Source organism: Tissierella praeacuta (assembly GCF_040396155.1).
Lineage (GTDB): Bacteria > Bacillota > Clostridia > Tissierellales > Tissierellaceae > Tissierella > Tissierella praeacuta_A.
On the sequence record NZ_JBEBOY010000006.1, the window covers coordinates 35,817 to 49,468 of the forward strand.

General features: G+C 32.9%; 24 protein-coding genes. All 24 read right to left on the reverse strand.

What is annotated here, in order from left to right; genetic code table 11:
• Nucleotides 1-248 precede the first annotated feature (248 nt).
• The 24 genes from rpsI to rplE all read right to left on the reverse strand — a co-directional run bounded on the left by rpsI (nt 249) and on the right by rplE (nt 13,630).
• A complete protein-coding gene (gene rpsI / locus ABWP20_RS04525) occupies nt 249-641 on the reverse strand; it encodes a 30S ribosomal protein S9 (RefSeq protein ID WP_353094175.1) in 393 nt (130 codons plus the stop codon).
• Between the two features lie 25 nt (nt 642-666).
• Nucleotides 667-1,095 (reverse strand): 50S ribosomal protein L13, encoded by a 429-nt coding sequence (rplM, locus tag ABWP20_RS04530; RefSeq protein WP_353094177.1) that lies wholly within the window; start codon nt 1,093-1,095, stop codon nt 667-669.
• A gap of 113 nt (nt 1,096-1,208) precedes the next feature.
• The gene (gene truA / locus ABWP20_RS04535) at nt 1,209-1,946 is read right to left on the reverse strand and encodes a tRNA pseudouridine(38-40) synthase TruA (protein WP_353094179.1); all 738 of its coding nucleotides are present in this window, start codon (nt 1,944-1,946) and stop codon (nt 1,209-1,211) included.
• A gap of 8 nt (nt 1,947-1,954) precedes the next feature.
• On the reverse strand, nt 1,955-2,752 hold the full coding sequence (locus ABWP20_RS04540) for an energy-coupling factor transporter transmembrane component T family protein (protein ID WP_353094182.1): 798 nt from the start codon (nt 2,750-2,752) through the stop codon (nt 1,955-1,957).
• The gene (locus tag ABWP20_RS04545; RefSeq protein ID WP_353094184.1) at nt 2,745-3,608 is read right to left on the reverse strand and encodes an energy-coupling factor transporter ATPase; all 864 of its coding nucleotides are present in this window, start codon (nt 3,606-3,608) and stop codon (nt 2,745-2,747) included. The genes ABWP20_RS04540 and ABWP20_RS04545 overlap by 8 nt, the downstream gene beginning before the upstream one ends.
• Nucleotides 3,605-4,438, reverse strand: a complete 834-nt coding sequence (locus ABWP20_RS04550) for an energy-coupling factor transporter ATPase (RefSeq protein ID WP_503012511.1) — start codon at nt 4,436-4,438, stop codon at nt 3,605-3,607. Before ABWP20_RS04550 ends, ABWP20_RS04545 begins: the two co-directional genes overlap by 4 nt.
• A gap of 363 nt (nt 4,439-4,801) precedes the next feature.
• Nucleotides 4,802-5,143: a 50S ribosomal protein L17 gene (gene rplQ / locus ABWP20_RS04555; protein ID WP_353094186.1), complete on the reverse strand. Its 342-nt coding sequence runs from the start codon at nt 5,141-5,143 to the stop codon at nt 4,802-4,804.
• A gap of 23 nt (nt 5,144-5,166) precedes the next feature.
• Complete coding sequence (locus ABWP20_RS04560) at nt 5,167-6,114, reverse strand: DNA-directed RNA polymerase subunit alpha (protein WP_353094188.1); 948 nt, start codon at nt 6,112-6,114, stop codon at nt 5,167-5,169.
• Between the two features lie 68 nt (nt 6,115-6,182).
• A complete protein-coding gene (gene rpsD / locus ABWP20_RS04565; RefSeq protein ID WP_353094189.1) occupies nt 6,183-6,806 on the reverse strand; it encodes a 30S ribosomal protein S4 in 624 nt (207 codons plus the stop codon).
• 15 nt (nt 6,807-6,821) lie between these two features.
• Nucleotides 6,822-7,220: a 30S ribosomal protein S11 gene (rpsK, locus tag ABWP20_RS04570; RefSeq protein WP_353094191.1), complete on the reverse strand. Its 399-nt coding sequence runs from the start codon at nt 7,218-7,220 to the stop codon at nt 6,822-6,824.
• 18 nt (nt 7,221-7,238) lie between these two features.
• Nucleotides 7,239-7,601 carry a 30S ribosomal protein S13 gene (gene rpsM, locus ABWP20_RS04575; protein ID WP_353094193.1) on the reverse strand — a complete coding sequence of 121 codons (363 nt, stop codon included), beginning with the start codon at nt 7,599-7,601 and terminating at the stop codon, nt 7,239-7,241.
• Between the two features lie 53 nt (nt 7,602-7,654).
• Nucleotides 7,655-7,768 carry a 50S ribosomal protein L36 gene (rpmJ, locus tag ABWP20_RS04580; RefSeq protein ID WP_072976919.1) on the reverse strand — a complete coding sequence of 38 codons (114 nt, stop codon included), beginning with the start codon at nt 7,766-7,768 and terminating at the stop codon, nt 7,655-7,657.
• A 16-nt stretch (nt 7,769-7,784) separates the two neighbouring features.
• Nucleotides 7,785-8,003: a translation initiation factor IF-1 gene (infA, locus tag ABWP20_RS04585; RefSeq protein WP_072976916.1), complete on the reverse strand. Its 219-nt coding sequence runs from the start codon at nt 8,001-8,003 to the stop codon at nt 7,785-7,787.
• Between the two features lie 30 nt (nt 8,004-8,033).
• Nucleotides 8,034-8,315, reverse strand: a complete 282-nt coding sequence (locus tag ABWP20_RS04590) for a KOW domain-containing RNA-binding protein (protein WP_353094196.1) — start codon at nt 8,313-8,315, stop codon at nt 8,034-8,036.
• Nucleotides 8,316-8,381: 66 nt separating this feature from the next.
• Nucleotides 8,382-9,029: an adenylate kinase gene (locus ABWP20_RS04595; RefSeq protein WP_353094198.1), complete on the reverse strand. Its 648-nt coding sequence runs from the start codon at nt 9,027-9,029 to the stop codon at nt 8,382-8,384.
• A gap of 19 nt (nt 9,030-9,048) precedes the next feature.
• Complete coding sequence (secY, locus tag ABWP20_RS04600; RefSeq protein WP_353094199.1) at nt 9,049-10,323, reverse strand: preprotein translocase subunit SecY; 1,275 nt, start codon at nt 10,321-10,323, stop codon at nt 9,049-9,051.
• Nucleotides 10,324-10,773, reverse strand: coding sequence for a 50S ribosomal protein L15 (gene rplO, locus ABWP20_RS04605; RefSeq protein ID WP_353094201.1), 450 nt, complete (start codon nt 10,771-10,773; stop codon nt 10,324-10,326).
• Nucleotides 10,774-10,791: 18 nt separating this feature from the next.
• The gene (gene rpmD / locus ABWP20_RS04610; protein ID WP_353094203.1) at nt 10,792-10,968 is read right to left on the reverse strand and encodes a 50S ribosomal protein L30; all 177 of its coding nucleotides are present in this window, start codon (nt 10,966-10,968) and stop codon (nt 10,792-10,794) included.
• Between the two features lie 13 nt (nt 10,969-10,981).
• On the reverse strand, nt 10,982-11,488 hold the full coding sequence (gene rpsE, locus ABWP20_RS04615) for a 30S ribosomal protein S5 (RefSeq protein ID WP_353094204.1): 507 nt from the start codon (nt 11,486-11,488) through the stop codon (nt 10,982-10,984).
• Nucleotides 11,489-11,505: 17 nt separating this feature from the next.
• On the reverse strand, nt 11,506-11,868 hold the full coding sequence (rplR, locus tag ABWP20_RS04620) for a 50S ribosomal protein L18 (RefSeq protein WP_353094206.1): 363 nt from the start codon (nt 11,866-11,868) through the stop codon (nt 11,506-11,508).
• A 16-nt stretch (nt 11,869-11,884) separates the two neighbouring features.
• Nucleotides 11,885-12,424: a 50S ribosomal protein L6 gene (rplF, locus tag ABWP20_RS04625; protein WP_353094208.1), complete on the reverse strand. Its 540-nt coding sequence runs from the start codon at nt 12,422-12,424 to the stop codon at nt 11,885-11,887.
• Nucleotides 12,425-12,457: 33 nt separating this feature from the next.
• Nucleotides 12,458-12,853: a 30S ribosomal protein S8 gene (rpsH, locus tag ABWP20_RS04630; RefSeq protein ID WP_353094210.1), complete on the reverse strand. Its 396-nt coding sequence runs from the start codon at nt 12,851-12,853 to the stop codon at nt 12,458-12,460.
• Between the two features lie 31 nt (nt 12,854-12,884).
• Nucleotides 12,885-13,070 (reverse strand): type Z 30S ribosomal protein S14, encoded by a 186-nt coding sequence (locus ABWP20_RS04635; RefSeq protein WP_353094212.1) that lies wholly within the window; start codon nt 13,068-13,070, stop codon nt 12,885-12,887.
• Between the two features lie 17 nt (nt 13,071-13,087).
• Nucleotides 13,088-13,630 (reverse strand): 50S ribosomal protein L5, encoded by a 543-nt coding sequence (rplE, locus tag ABWP20_RS04640; RefSeq protein ID WP_353094213.1) that lies wholly within the window; start codon nt 13,628-13,630, stop codon nt 13,088-13,090.
• Between the last annotated feature and the right edge of the window lie 22 nt (nt 13,631-13,652).

Here is a 13,652-nt window from a genome sequence, read left to right on the forward strand (position 1 = left end):
TATTCAGAATCGACTTCCTATTTTAATCTATACTGAATAGACCAAAATGTCAATGATAATTTTTAGAAATGTATATAAATAATATTATTAATCATAGAATAAAAAACCACCAACTAGGAGAATATATCTACTGATTGTCGGTTTAAATATAGTGGACATAAATACATTATCTATATAAGTCATTATAAAATAAATTTATATCAAAAAACACCAAAGGTATATATGCCTTTGGTGTTCCATTGTTTGTTCTATCTCTTGCTAAATTGTGGTGATCTTCTTGCTTTCTTAAGACCATATTTCTTTCTTTCTTTCATTCTTGAATCTCTTGTTAAATGTCCTGCTTTTTTAAGTATAGGTCTTAACTCTCCATCTGATTCAATTAGTGCTCTTGCTATACCATGTCTAATTGCACCAGCTTGACCTGTAGACCCACCGCCTTCAACATTTATCAAAACATCATATTTATCCATAGTTTCAGTAATAACAAGTGGTTCTTTTGCAATTACTCTTAAAGTCTCATAATCGAAATATTCTGCTATATCTCTTTTATTTATAGTAATATTACCATTTCCTGGTACTAATCTAACTCTTGCTATTGAAGTCTTCCTTCTTCCTGTTCCCAAAAATTGTATATTAGCCACTTACAGTCCTCCTTTCTCGTGAGCATTAAAATTCATATATCTCAGGTCTTTGAGCTTCGTGATTATGCTCATTTCCACTATAAACTTTCATCTTTTTAATCATTTTTCTTCCTAGACTATTCTTAGGAAGCATTCCTTTTACTGCTAATTCAATAGCCATTTCTGGCTTTTCTTCCATCATTCTCTTATATGATATTTCTTTTCCTCCACCTGGATATCCAGTATGGTAGAAATGACTTTTTTGTTCTAATTTTTTACCAGTTAATTTAATTTTATCTGCATTTATTATGATAACAAAGTCACCAGTGTCTACATGAGGAGTATATATTGGCTTATTCTTTCCACTTAGTATTGTAGCTACCTCTGTAGCTAATCTTCCTAATACTTTGCCATCTGCATCTATTACATACCATTTTCTATCAACTTCGTTTGTTTTAGCCATAAAGCTTTTCATCATTTTCCCTCCTTATACCAACGTTGAGTAATCAAAGTTAAAAAAGTTCCGGGGCTTTTTTAAAACACTCTAATATATTCTAATACAAGTAATTAGCTATGTCAATACGTTTTTTAAGGGTAGTAAACTTTTTCTAAAAATAATCCCTGAGGTGGAGCCGTAGGTCCTGCCCCTTTTCTTTCTCCATCTAGGATTATTTTGGGTAAATTATCCACATCAATTCTCCCAAATCCAACAAAAAGCAACGTACCTACAATTATTCTCACCATATTTCTAAGGAAACTATTTCCTTCTACACTAAATTTTATTAAATCTTTGTTTTTTTCTATGGATATATCATAAATTGTTCTAATAGTACTATTTACATCTGAATTAGCAGACATAAAGGCAGAAAAGTCATGGGTTCCAATTAAATATTTAGAAGCTTCTATCATCTTATTTATATCAATATTATATGGCACATAATAAGAAAAATTTCTATATATAGCTCTTGGCAATTCCCCAGTATATACTATATACTTATATTTCTTTTTAAGAGCATCGAATCTTGCATGAAAGTTTAGATCCACTTCTTCTGATTCTATAATAGTAATATCATCAGGTAATAAAAACTTTAAAGCATATTTATACCTTTCCCCTGGAATATTGGATGTGGTCAAAAAATTTGCAACCTGTCCTAATGCATGAACCTTTCCATCAGTTCTTCCAGAACCAATAAGCTTTATTTTCTCCTCCACTAAGATTTCTAAAGCATCTTCCAATTTCCCCTGTATGGTTATAGCATTATCTTGTCTTTGCCATCCAGAATAATTTGTCCCTTCATATTCAATGGTAAGTTTAATATTCTTCATAATTACCCCTATATATATCTAGTACTTATAATAAATCCAAAAAATATAGTCATGGATATTAATGTTATTATGTCTATTTTTTCTAAATTTAACTCATTCAATCTAGTTCTATTATCTCCACCTCTATAGCATCTAGCCTCCATTGCTGTAGCCAATTCATCAGCTCTTCTAAAAGCATTTATAAATAAAGGCACTAATAGTGGTACCAAGTTCTTAGCCCGACTCAATATATTACCAGATTCAAAATCCGCACCTCTAGCCATTTGGGCTTTCATTATTTTATCAGTTTCTTCTAATAGTGTAGGAATAAACCTTAATGCTATGGTCATCATCATAGCTAATTCATGGGCTGGTAATCCAATTTTTTTAAATGGCGATAATAATTTTTCTATTCCATCAGTTAATGCTATAGGCGATGTAGTAAGTGTAAGAAGTGAAGTACCTGTAATTAGAAAGATTAACCTTAACGCCATAAAAACAGCTAAATATAGTCCTTCTTTAGTTACAGCCAAAGGTCCTATGTCATACAATACTTCTCCTTTAGTCATAAAAATATTTATAGTAAAAGTTATTAATATGATAAATAAAAGGGGTCTAATTCCTTTTAAAATAAACTTTAATGGCACATTTGATACCTTAACTACCATAAGAATAAAACCCAATATAAATATATATGGCATAAAAGTATTGATGAAAAACAATGATGCTATGAACAATGAAATTATAGTTATCTTTATTCTTGGGTCTAATCTATGGATTATAGTATTTCCAGGAAAATATTGACCTATAGTTATATCTTTAAGCATTTTTCTTTCTCCTTAAAAACTTTAATATTTCTTCCTTAGCTTCATTTACTGTTAATACATCGTCATTAACATCATTTCCCTTTTCTTTGAACTTTTTCATAAATTTCGTTATTTGTGGAACTCCCAATCCTAAACCTTCCAATTCTTCTGCCCTTCTAAAGACTTCCCTAGTACTGCCATCCATTTCTACTCTGCCTTTGTGCATTACAAGTATTCTATCTACTAGCTTTGCCACATCTTCCATACTATGGGATACTAATATTATTGTAATGCCACCTTTTTCATAAAGGCTTTGAACTTCTCCTAAGATTTCATCCCTACCTCTTGGATCAAGACCTGCTGTTGGCTCATCTAGAACCAATATCTTAGGTTTCATAGCTATTACTCCTGCTATGGCTACTCTTCTTTTTTGTCCTCCGCTTAGCTCAAAAGGAGATCTATCCTTTAATTCTTCAAAATTTAGTCCTACTAATTCCATGGATTCTTTTACCCTATTGTGGACATATTCTTCATTGAGTCCTAAATTTTTAGGACCAAAAGCGATATCCTTATAAATAGTTTCTTCAAACAGCTGATGCTCTGGATACTGGAATACAAGTCCTACTTTTTGTCTAACTTCTTTTAGATTTGCATCCTTTGTTACTATATTTACTCCATCTATTATTATATTTCCTGAAGTTGGTTTCATTAACCCATTTAAATGTTGTACAAAAGTAGACTTTCCAGAACCTGTATGACCTATTAATCCTATGAATTCCCCTTCGTCTATTTCTAAATTTATATTATCAAGGGCCTTTTTTTCAAATGGAGTATTTTTATTATATAAATAATTTAAATTATTTATTTTCAGCATCATAATAATTCCACCAATTCTTCTATGGATAGTATATCTTCTTTTATATATAATCCTTCTTTTCTTAACTCATATACTAACTCAGTTACCTGGGGTACATCTAAACCTAATTCCTTCACTTTATCTACTTGTCTAAATATTTCCCTTGGTGTTCCTTCCATTACTATTTCTCCTTGCTCCATTACAAGAATTCTATCTGCCTCTACAGCTTCATCCATATAATGTGTAATTAGAACTATCGTCTTATTTTCTTCTTTATTTAACTTTTTTATAGTATTCATTACTTCAAGTCTACCTATAGGATCTAACATAGCAGTTGGCTCATCTAAAATAATACAATCTGGCTTCATGGCAAGTATTCCAGCAATAGCAACTCTTTGCTTTTGACCGCCTGATAGAAGATGAGGTGCATGTTTCTTATACTCTGTCATTTCAACTATTTCTAAGGCTTCATCTACCCTTTTCCTTATTTCTAATGGAGGTATGCCTAAATTTTCCGGCCCAAAAGCTACATCTTCTTCTACTATTGTAGCAACTATTTGGTTGTCTGGGTTTTGGAATACCATACCTGCTTTCTCCCTTATTTCCCATATTTTTTCTGTATCTTTGGTATTCATTCCCATTACAAAAATATTACCTGTTGTTGGCATCAATAATCCATTCATAAGTTTAGCCAATGTAGATTTACCCGAACCATTATGACCTAATATTAATAAAAATTCACCTTTTTTAACTTCTAAATCTAAATTCTTTACTGCCTGTTGAGTACTATCATCTATTAATGACTTATATTCATAGGTAACATCTTCGATTTTTATCATTGTATCATTCATTGTTATACCTCTATTTTTTTATTATTTCCATACTCTAATATAACATAAGGATACCCTTAATTCAATCTACAATTCACAATCTTACAGATTTATACCCTAAATTTAGTTAGTATATTTCTTTAGTCTCACTGCACAAATTTATTTTCTCGCTATGCCCATTGCCTTTGACCTACCATCCTACCATCATTCATTACTATACTTTTGATAGTAGGACATCCACGCAGTCTCGAAGCTCAAATCTATTTACTTACTACGTTCGTATAGATTTGGTTCTCATTGCGTTTGACCTACTAAAGCTCACTATCGTTCGCTAAGTTAGGTCATAAAATAAAGGGACTAAGTTTAAACTTAATCCCCTACCATTTATACCAATTCTAATATAGCTATTTCTGCCCCATCTCCACGACGAGGTCCAACTTTTAGTACCCTTGTATAGCCACCGTTTCTATCTTGATATTTTGGTCCTATTTCATCAAATAGCTTCTTTACTACATCTTCATCATATATATAAGCTAAAACTTGACGTCTAGCATGTAAATCTCCTCTTTTTGCTAAGGTTATCATCTTGTCTGCCATTCTTTTTGTTTCCTTAGCTCTAGTAACTGTTGTTTCTATTTTTCCGGTTCTCAACAAGGATGTTACTAGGTTTCTAAGCATTGCCTTTCTTTGATCTGTAGGGCGACCAAGTTTTCTTAATGTTGTCACATTTATCCCTCCTTCATGCCTTGTTACTCATCAGATTTTTTTAAACTCAATCCTAATTCAGCAAGTTTTCTTTGTACTTCCTCAAGGGATTTTTTACCAAGATTTCTTACTTTCATCATATCTTCTTCAGTTTTCTGTGTTAATTCTTCTACTGTATTTATTGCTGCTCTCTTTAAGCAATTATAGCTACGTACTGAAAGATCCAACTCTTCAACAGTCATTTCAAGAACTTTTTCTTTCTTGTCCTCTTCTTTTTCTACCATTATTTCAACTTCACTAACATGTTCAGTTAGCCCAATAAAAAGATTTAAGTGTTCTGTAAGTATTTTTGCTCCTAAAGATGTAGCCTCATCAGGATTCATCGTTCCATTTGTCCATACTTCTAGAATCAATCTATCGTAGTCAGTAATCTGACCTACTCTTGTATTTTCCACTGCAAAATTTACTTTCTTTACTGGAGTAAATGCAGAGTCAACGGGTATAACGCCTACTGGTTGACCTTCTTTTTTATTTCTTTCGGCTACTACATAGCCTCTACCCTTAACTAATTCAAGTTCCATGTATAGATTACCATCTTCATTTACGGTAGCAATATGATGATCCTTATTTATAATCTCCACATCTGGTCCTGTAATAATATCTCCTGCTGTTACAACTTGAGAACCTTGTGCCTCAATTCTTAAGGTCACAGGTTCATCAGTATATATTCTAGCAGCAAGACCTTTTATATTTAATATTATTTCTGGTACGTCTTCCAGTACACCTGGTATAGTTGAAAATTCATGTAGTACTCCTTGAATTTTTATCGAAGATACCGCTGCGCCTGGTAATGAAGATAATAACACTCTTCTAAGTGAATTGCCTAAGGTTGTACCATAGCCCCTCTCAAGAGGCTCTACCATAAACTTTCCATAACTCTCATCATCACTCAACTCTAGAATTTCAATTCTTGGTTTTTCAATTTCTATCATTAACATTAACCCTCCTTAAAATTTGGTTTGTTAAAGTACGAGGGCAACTGATTTTGTTATGAATACTATTATTTAGAATATAACTCAACGATTAAGTGTTCTTCTACTGGTATATCTATATCCTCTCTAGTTGGTTCAGCTACTATGCTACCCTTCAATCCATCAATATCCACATTTATCCATTTAACAGTGTTGCCATTATGATTTGCTACTAAATTTTTAATCTTTTCACTACTTCTAGTTCTTTCTTTTATTTCAATAACATCTCCAACAGAAAGAATTACAGATGGTATATCTACTTTAGAACCATTAACTAAGAAATGACCATGTGTTACTAATTGTCTAGCTTCTGCTCTTGATGATGCAAAACCCATTCTATATACAACATTGTCTAATCTTAATTCAAGGATTTTAAGTAGGTTTTCACCTGTTATTCCCTTCATTTTATCTGCCATTATGAAATATTTAACCATTTGAGATTCAGAGATTCCATAGAATCTACGAACTTTTTGTTTCTCCCTAAGTTGCATTCCATATTCTGTTACTTTTTTTCTTGATTGTCCGTGCTGTCCTGGTGCATAATTTCTCTTAGTTACTGCACAGTGGTCTGTATAACATCTATCTCCTTTTAGAAATAGTTTCATACCTTCCCTACGACATAGTCTGCAAACTGGACCTGTATACCTTGCCATCTACTACACCTCCTATTAAACTCTTCTACGTTTTGGTGGTCTACATCCGTTATGAGGAATAGGAGTAACATCTTTAATCATATTTACTTCTAATCCTGTTGCTTGTAATGACCTAATTGCTGCTTCTCTTCCTGAACCAGGTCCCTTAACATATACTTCTACACTCTTTAAACCGTGTTCCATAGCTTTTTTAGCTGCTTCTTCAGCTGCTTGTTGTGCTGCGTAAGGAGTAGATTTTCTTGAACCCCTAAAACCCAATTGTCCAGCACTAGCCCATGACAATACATTTCCTTGTAAATCTGTTAAGGTAACCATAGTATTGTTAAATGTTGATGAGATATGTGCTTGACCTCTCTCTATGTTTTTACGTTCTCTTCTTCTAACACGAGTTGCTTTGCCTTTTTTAGCTGCCACTTAATTTCCCTCCTTTACCTACTTCTTTTTAGATACCAATCTCTTTGGACCTTTTCTTGTTCTAGCGTTAGTTTTAGTCCTTTGACCTCTTACTGGAAGTCCTCTCTTATGTCTCATTCCTCTATAACAATTGATCTCTCTAAGTCTTTTTATATTTAGAGCAATTTCTCTTCTTAAGTCACCTTCTACATGGTAACTATCTATAACAGCTCTAAGGCTTGATACTTCAGATTCTGTTAAATCCTTTACTCTAGTATCTGGGTTTACACCAGCCTTCGCTAATATTTCATTTGCTCTTGGTCTACCAATGCCGAATATATATGTTAAACCAACTTCAACTCTCTTGTCTCTTGGTAAGTCAACACCTGCTATTCTTGCCATTAATGCTTACACCTCCTAAAATAAATACATTCACAAAAGCAATTTCGTTATAATTAGCCTTGTTTTTGCTTATGTCTTGGATTTTCACAAATAACCATGACTTTTCCATGTCTTTTGATTATTTTGCATTTCTCACATATCTTCTTAACTGATGGTCTTACTTTCATTTAAATCCCTCCCATGCTACTTGTTTCGCCAGGTTATTCTGCCTCTAGTCAAATCATAGGGCGACAGCTCAACTGTTACCTTATCTCCAGGAAGTATCCTTATATAATTCATTCTCAATTTTCCAGAAATATGGGCTAATATTTCATGACCATTTTCTAGTTTTACTTTAAAAATAGCATTAGGTAAGGCATCTACTACCGTACCTTCAACTTCAATAACATCAGATTTAGACATTAGGTTTTCGAACCTCCTGTTCAAACAAATTTAGAAACTCTTATTGAAAGGTTCTAATAATTTTCTTATATACGCATTATTGATCTTCATTTTATTATCCAGCTTATACCTTAATTCAGGTAAAACCGTATTATAAACAATCAAATGTTTCATTTTTTTCTGTTTTGGATTGTCAAGTTTTCTTAAACTCCCATCTACAATCAATACATTTTGACTATCTACGATGTCCAGTACTAAGAAAACTTTCCCTTTATCCCTTCCAGCTCTCGACTTAACCACCTGACCGATGGCTATGTCGTCACTTAAATCCATTATAAATTCACCTCTTTATAATAGCTTATTAACATGCTGGCTTCTTTATAAAAGGTATTACCTTTCCTATTTATCTTCTAAAGCTTTCACTATAGTTTCAAAGACTTCCTCTATTGGTTTAGTTCCATCTATATTAAGTATTATCCCTTTTTCCTTATAATAGTCAATTAGTGGTTGTGTCTGTTTAAGATATACTTCTATCCTAGTAGCTACTGTATCATAGGTATCGTCATCTCTTTGAAATAATTCTCCATTATCTATATCGCACTTATTTTCCACCTTAGGTGGGTTAAATTTAATATGATAAGAAGCGCCACAAGTTTTGCAAATTCTTCTACCAATAGCTCTTTCTATTAAAATTTCCTTGTCTGCATCAATATTAACAACTTTATCAAGTTTTATACCCATTTTTGTAAGTTCTTTGTCTAGAGCCTCCGCTTGATTTATAGTTCTTGGAAATCCATCCAAAAGAAAACCATCGACACAATCCTCTTTAGTTAGTCTGTCTTTTACAATTGAAACCACAAGTTCATCTGGTACTAAAAGACCTTTATCCATATATTCCTTGGCCTTTTTACCTAATTCAGTTCCCTCTTTTATATTTGCTCTGAATATATCTCCAGTTGAAATATGTGGTATATTATATTTCTTTACTATAGCTGATGCTTGAGTTCCCTTACCTACACCAGGTGGCCCTAATAAGATTAATCTCACACTACTCATCTCCTATAGCTTAATTTAAAAATCCTTTATAATGTCTCATTAACATTTGTGCTTCCATTTGTTTAACAGTTTCTAGTGCAACACCTACTACTATTATTATACTTGTTCCACCGAAATTAACACTCATACCAAATATCTTAGATAAAATAATTGGTAAAGATGCTAAAACTGCTAAAGCTAATCCGCCAACAAATGTAATTCTAGTTACAACCTTATTTAAATGTTCAGATGTTGGTCTTCCTGGTCTAATTCCTGGAATAAATCCTCCATTTTGTTGTAAGTTCTTCGCATATTCTACAGTATTAAATTGAATAGCTGTATAAAAATAAGTAAAGAACATAATCAATAGAACATTTAATATTGAATATATCCAAACACCAATGTTACCTTGTGGTGTCAACCATTTAGTTATCCATGCTGAAGGAGATCCTTTAGTAAATAATGCTATGGTTTGTGGAAATGCTAGTAAAGATGATGCAAATATTACTGGCATTACTCCTGCCATTGATACTTTTACAGGTATATGTGTGGATTGACCACCATACATTTTTCTTCCAACTACTCTCTTAGCATATTGAACAGGAATTCTTCTTTCCCCTTCTTGTAATGCAACTACAAGTGCAATTATAAACAAAAATACTATAGCAAAGATAATAACTTTTATTGCATTTAATTCGCCTATTCTCACTAAATTAAATGTGTTTATTAAATCGCTTGGTAATCTAGATATAATTCCTATAAAGATTATAAGTGATATACCGTTACCAATTCCTTTTTCAGTTATCATATCTCCTATCCACATTAAAAATGCGGTACCTGCTACCATAGTAATTATAACTATTATATTTTGTAGAGCATTAGTAGTTTGTAATGCTGAACTAAATAATCCAAAAGTATATCCTATGGCTTGAATTAATGCTAAGCCCATAGCAGTATATCTAGTATACTTTGTTATTTTCTTCTTACCTTCTTCTCCTTCTTTAGCTAATTCTTCTAATCTAGGAATCGCTATAGTAAGAAGTTGAATTACAATAGATGCTGTAATATATGGATAAATATTCGTAGCAAATATGCTAAAGTTACTTAAGGTTCCACCGCCCATTAAGTCAAGGAATTGTAATATTCCGCCCTTAGTTCTCTCAAATATATCAGTTATAATATCTTTATTCATATATGGAACTGGTATACTAGATCCTAATCTAAAAACTAATAACATTAACAATGTGAATATAATCTTCTTTCTAATTTCGGGTATCCTCCAGGCATTCCTTAAGGTCGAAAGCATTTATATCACCTCTACCTTTCCTCCTGCAGCCTCAATCTTTTCAGCGGCAGTTTTACTAAATTTTTGTGCCTGTACAGTAAGTTTGATGCTAAGCTCCCCATCTCCAAGTATTTTTACTCCATCTTTTGCTTTTCCTTTTTTAACTATTCCTTCACTGAATAAAAGCTCTGGAGTAACAACTGTGTTTTCTGGAAATCTATTTAACTCTTCAATATTTACTGTGGCATATTCTTTTGCAAATATATTAGTAAAGCCACGCTTTGGAATTCTTCTAAATAATGGCATTTGGCCACCTTCAAACCCTGGTCTAACTCCACCGCCTGATCTTGAGTTTTGACCCTTATGACCTTTACCAGATGTTTTTCCAAGACCAGAACCAATACCTCTACCTAGTCTCTTCTTAGCTTTAGTTCCTCCGCCAGCATTTGGTCTTAAATCATTTAGTTTCATAGTTACACCTCCTTAAATCTAATCTAGTATTTCAACCATGTAGCTTACTTGATGTATCATACCTCTAATTTGAGGGGTATCATTCTTTTCCACTACTTGACCAATCTTCTTGAATCCAAGAGCCTCTATTGTTTTCCTGTGAGTCTCTGGTCTGCCAATAGGGCTTTTAACTAACTTAATTTTGATCATAGCCATTCTAAAATCCCCCCTAGCCTAATATTTCTTCTACAGTTTTTCCTCTTAATTTTGCAACATCTTCTGCTCTCTTAAGTCCTTTTAGAGCTTCAACTGTAGCATTAACAACATTTCTTGGGTTGTTTGTTCCTAAACATTTTGTTCTTATATCTCTTATACCAGCTAATTCACATACAGCACGCACTGCTCCACCAGCAATAACTCCAGTACCTTCTTTAGATGGTTTTAATAATACTCTTCCTGCTCCAAATTCTCCAATAATTTCATGTGGTATTGTAGTTCCAACAAGAGGAACTGATATTACATGTTTTTTAGCATCTTGGATAGCTTTTCTAATAGCTTCAGGTACCTCTAATGCTTTAGCCATTCCTACTCCAACATTACCGTTTTCGTCTCCTACTACAACTAAAGCGCTGAATCTAAAGTTTCTACCACCTTTTACAACTTTAGTAACACGGTTGATGCTAACAACTCTTTCTTTTAATTCTAATTCACTTCCGTCTTTATATGAACGTTCCATTAATTCCCCTCCTTCTATTAGAACTTAAGTCCAGCTTCTCTTGCTGATTCAGCAAGTTCCCTTACTCTTCCATGATAAATATATCCGCCTCTATCAAATACTACTTCTTCTATGCCTTTTTCTATTGCTCTTTTAGCAATAGTTTCCCCAACATATTTTGCAGCTTCTTTATTGTTTGTAGTAGTAAGGTTTGCAGATTTATCTAATGTGGAAGCTGAAACTAATGTATGACCTATTGAGTCATCAATTATTTGAGCATATATATGGTTTCCACTCCTATAGATATTAAGTCTTGGTCTAGCAGGAGTTCCATTGATTTTTTTTCTTACTCTTGAATGCCTTGCTTGTCTATTTTCATTTCTATTTATCTTTTTAAACAATGTCCTTCACTCCCTTCTACTTACCAGTCTTACCAACCTTACGTCTTATTACTTCACCAACATATCTAATACCTTTACCTTTATAAGGCTCTGGTTTTCTATATGCTCTTATATTAGCCGCATAATTACCTACTAATTGTTTATCAATACCTTTAACAACAATTTTATTTGCTGCTGGTACTTCTACTTCGATTCCTGCAGGATCTTCTAGTTCTACTGGATGGGAATATCCTAAAGTTAGTACTAATTTTTTCCCTTGTTTTGCAGCTCTATATCCAGTACCTTCAATCTCTAAATCCTTTGAATATCCTTCAGTAACTCCTATTATCATGTTTGAAATTAAAGTTCTTGATAAACCATGTAAAGATTTATGTTTTTTGTTTTCAGTTGGTCTAGCAATTGTTAGCACACCATCTTCTATCTTTACTTCCATATCAGGATTTATTTGCTCAGCTAATTGTCCTTTAGGACCTTTTACCTCAACTAAGTTATTGTCATTTATCTTAATCTCCACGCCATTTGGGATAGTAATTGGTTTTAACCCTATTCTTGACATGAGTGCACCTCCTTCACGTAATTTAGTTATCTATTACCATACGTAACAAATAACTTCTCCGCCTACTCCTTCTTTTCTAGCAACTTTATCAGTCATAATACCACTAGAAGTGGAAAGTATTGCTATTCCAAGACCACCTAATACTCTTGGAACTTCATCAGATTTTACATATACTCTAAGGCCTGGTTTAGAAATTCTCTTAATTCCAGATATAACCTTTTCACTATGTTTACCATATTTCAAATCTACTCTTATAATCCCTTGTTTCCCATCATCTATTACATCATAGCCTTTTACAAATCCTTCATCTAATAGGATTTGAGCTAATTGTTTTTTTATGTTTGAAGCAGGAATATCAACAGAATCATGCTTCGCATTGTTCCCATTTCTTATTCTCGTTAACATATCTGCGATTGGGTCTGTCATCATAATTTAGCTACCTCCTTTCATAAGCTTGTTGTTACCAGCTTGCTTTTCTAACTCCAGGTATTTGACCTTTATATGCTAATTCTCTAAAACAAATACGGCATATTCCATATTTTCTTAAATAAGCATGAGGCCTTCCACATATTTTACATCTATTATATTCTCTACTGCTAAATTTTTGTTTTCTTTGTTGTTTAACAACCATAGATTTCTTTGCCAAAAAAATTCCCTCCTTCTTTACTTTTTAAAGGGCATACCCATTAGTGCTAAGAACTCTTTTGCCTCTTCGTCAGTTTTTGCTGTAGTTACGATTATGATATCTAATCCTCTAATAGATTCAACCTTATCATATTCAATTTCAGGGAATATTAACTGTTCCTTAATTCCTAATGCATAATTTCCTCTACCATCAAAAGAAGTATCACTTACTCCTCTAAAGTCTCTAACTCTTGGTAATGCAATATTCATCAATTTATCTAAAAAGTAGTACATTCTGTCTCCTCTAAGAGTAACTTTAGTACCTACATTCATACCTTCACGTAGCTTAAAATTCGCTATTGATTTTTTAGCTTTAGTTATAACTGGTTTTTGTCCTGCAATGATTTCTAATTCTTTAACTGCTGATTCAAGTAATTTCGGGTTATCTCTAGCCTCTCCAATACCCATGTTAATTACTACTTTTTCAAGCCTTGGCACTTCCATTATATTGCCATATTGAAATCTTTCCATTAAAGCGTTTATTACTTCATTTGTATACTTTTCTTTTAATCTGGAAGCCATTCCTATTACCTCCTCTCTACAT

Bases quoted from the DNA above. Each gene is read 5' to 3' on its own strand.
- secY (WP_353094199.1), bottom strand. From the start codon at position 10,323: ATGCTTTCGACCTTAAGGAATGCCTGGAGGATACCCGAAATTAGAAAG.
- ABWP20_RS04540 (WP_353094182.1), bottom strand. From the start codon at position 2,752: ATGCTTAAAGATATAACTATAGGTCAATATTTTCCTGGAAATACTATA.
- rpsD (WP_353094189.1), bottom strand. From the start codon at position 6,806: ATGGCAAGGTATACAGGTCCAGTTTGCAGACTATGTCGTAGGGAAGGT.
- ABWP20_RS04545 (WP_353094184.1), bottom strand. From the start codon at position 3,608: ATGATGCTGAAAATAAATAATTTAAATTATTTATATAATAAAAATACT.
- ABWP20_RS04550 (WP_503012511.1), bottom strand. From the start codon at position 4,438: ATGAATGATACAATGATAAAAATCGAAGATGTTACCTATGAATATAAG.
- rplO (WP_353094201.1), bottom strand. From the start codon at position 10,773: ATGAAACTAAATGATTTAAGACCAAATGCTGGCGGAGGAACTAAAGCT.
- rpsH (WP_353094210.1), bottom strand. From the start codon at position 12,853: ATGATGACAGACCCAATCGCAGATATGTTAACGAGAATAAGAAATGGG.
- rpsE (WP_353094204.1), bottom strand. From the start codon at position 11,488: ATGGAACGTTCATATAAAGACGGAAGTGAATTAGAATTAAAAGAAAGA.
- rplM (WP_353094177.1), bottom strand. From the start codon at position 1,095: ATGAAAAGCTTTATGGCTAAAACAAACGAAGTTGATAGAAAATGGTAT.
- rpmJ (WP_072976919.1), bottom strand. From the start codon at position 7,768: ATGAAAGTAAGACCATCAGTTAAGAAGATATGTGAGAAATGCAAAATA.
- infA (WP_072976916.1), bottom strand. From the start codon at position 8,003: ATGTCTAAATCTGATGTTATTGAAGTTGAAGGTACGGTAGTAGATGCC.
- rpsM (WP_353094193.1), bottom strand. From the start codon at position 7,601: ATGGCAAGAATAGCAGGTGTTGACTTACCAAGAGACAAGAGAGTTGAA.
- ABWP20_RS04560 (WP_353094188.1), bottom strand. From the start codon at position 6,114: ATGATAGAAATTGAAAAACCAAGAATTGAAATTCTAGAGTTGAGTGAT.
- rplF (WP_353094208.1), bottom strand. From the start codon at position 12,424: ATGTCAAGAATAGGGTTAAAACCAATTACTATCCCAAATGGCGTGGAG.
- rplE (WP_353094213.1), bottom strand. From the start codon at position 13,630: ATGGCTTCCAGATTAAAAGAAAAGTATACAAATGAAGTAATAAACGCT.
- rpmD (WP_353094203.1), bottom strand. From the start codon at position 10,968: ATGGCTATGATCAAAATTAAGTTAGTTAAAAGCCCTATTGGCAGACCA.
- truA (WP_353094179.1), bottom strand. From the start codon at position 1,946: ATGAAGAATATTAAACTTACCATTGAATATGAAGGGACAAATTATTCT.
- ABWP20_RS04590 (WP_353094196.1), bottom strand. From the start codon at position 8,315: ATGGATTTAAGTGACGACATAGCCATCGGTCAGGTGGTTAAGTCGAGA.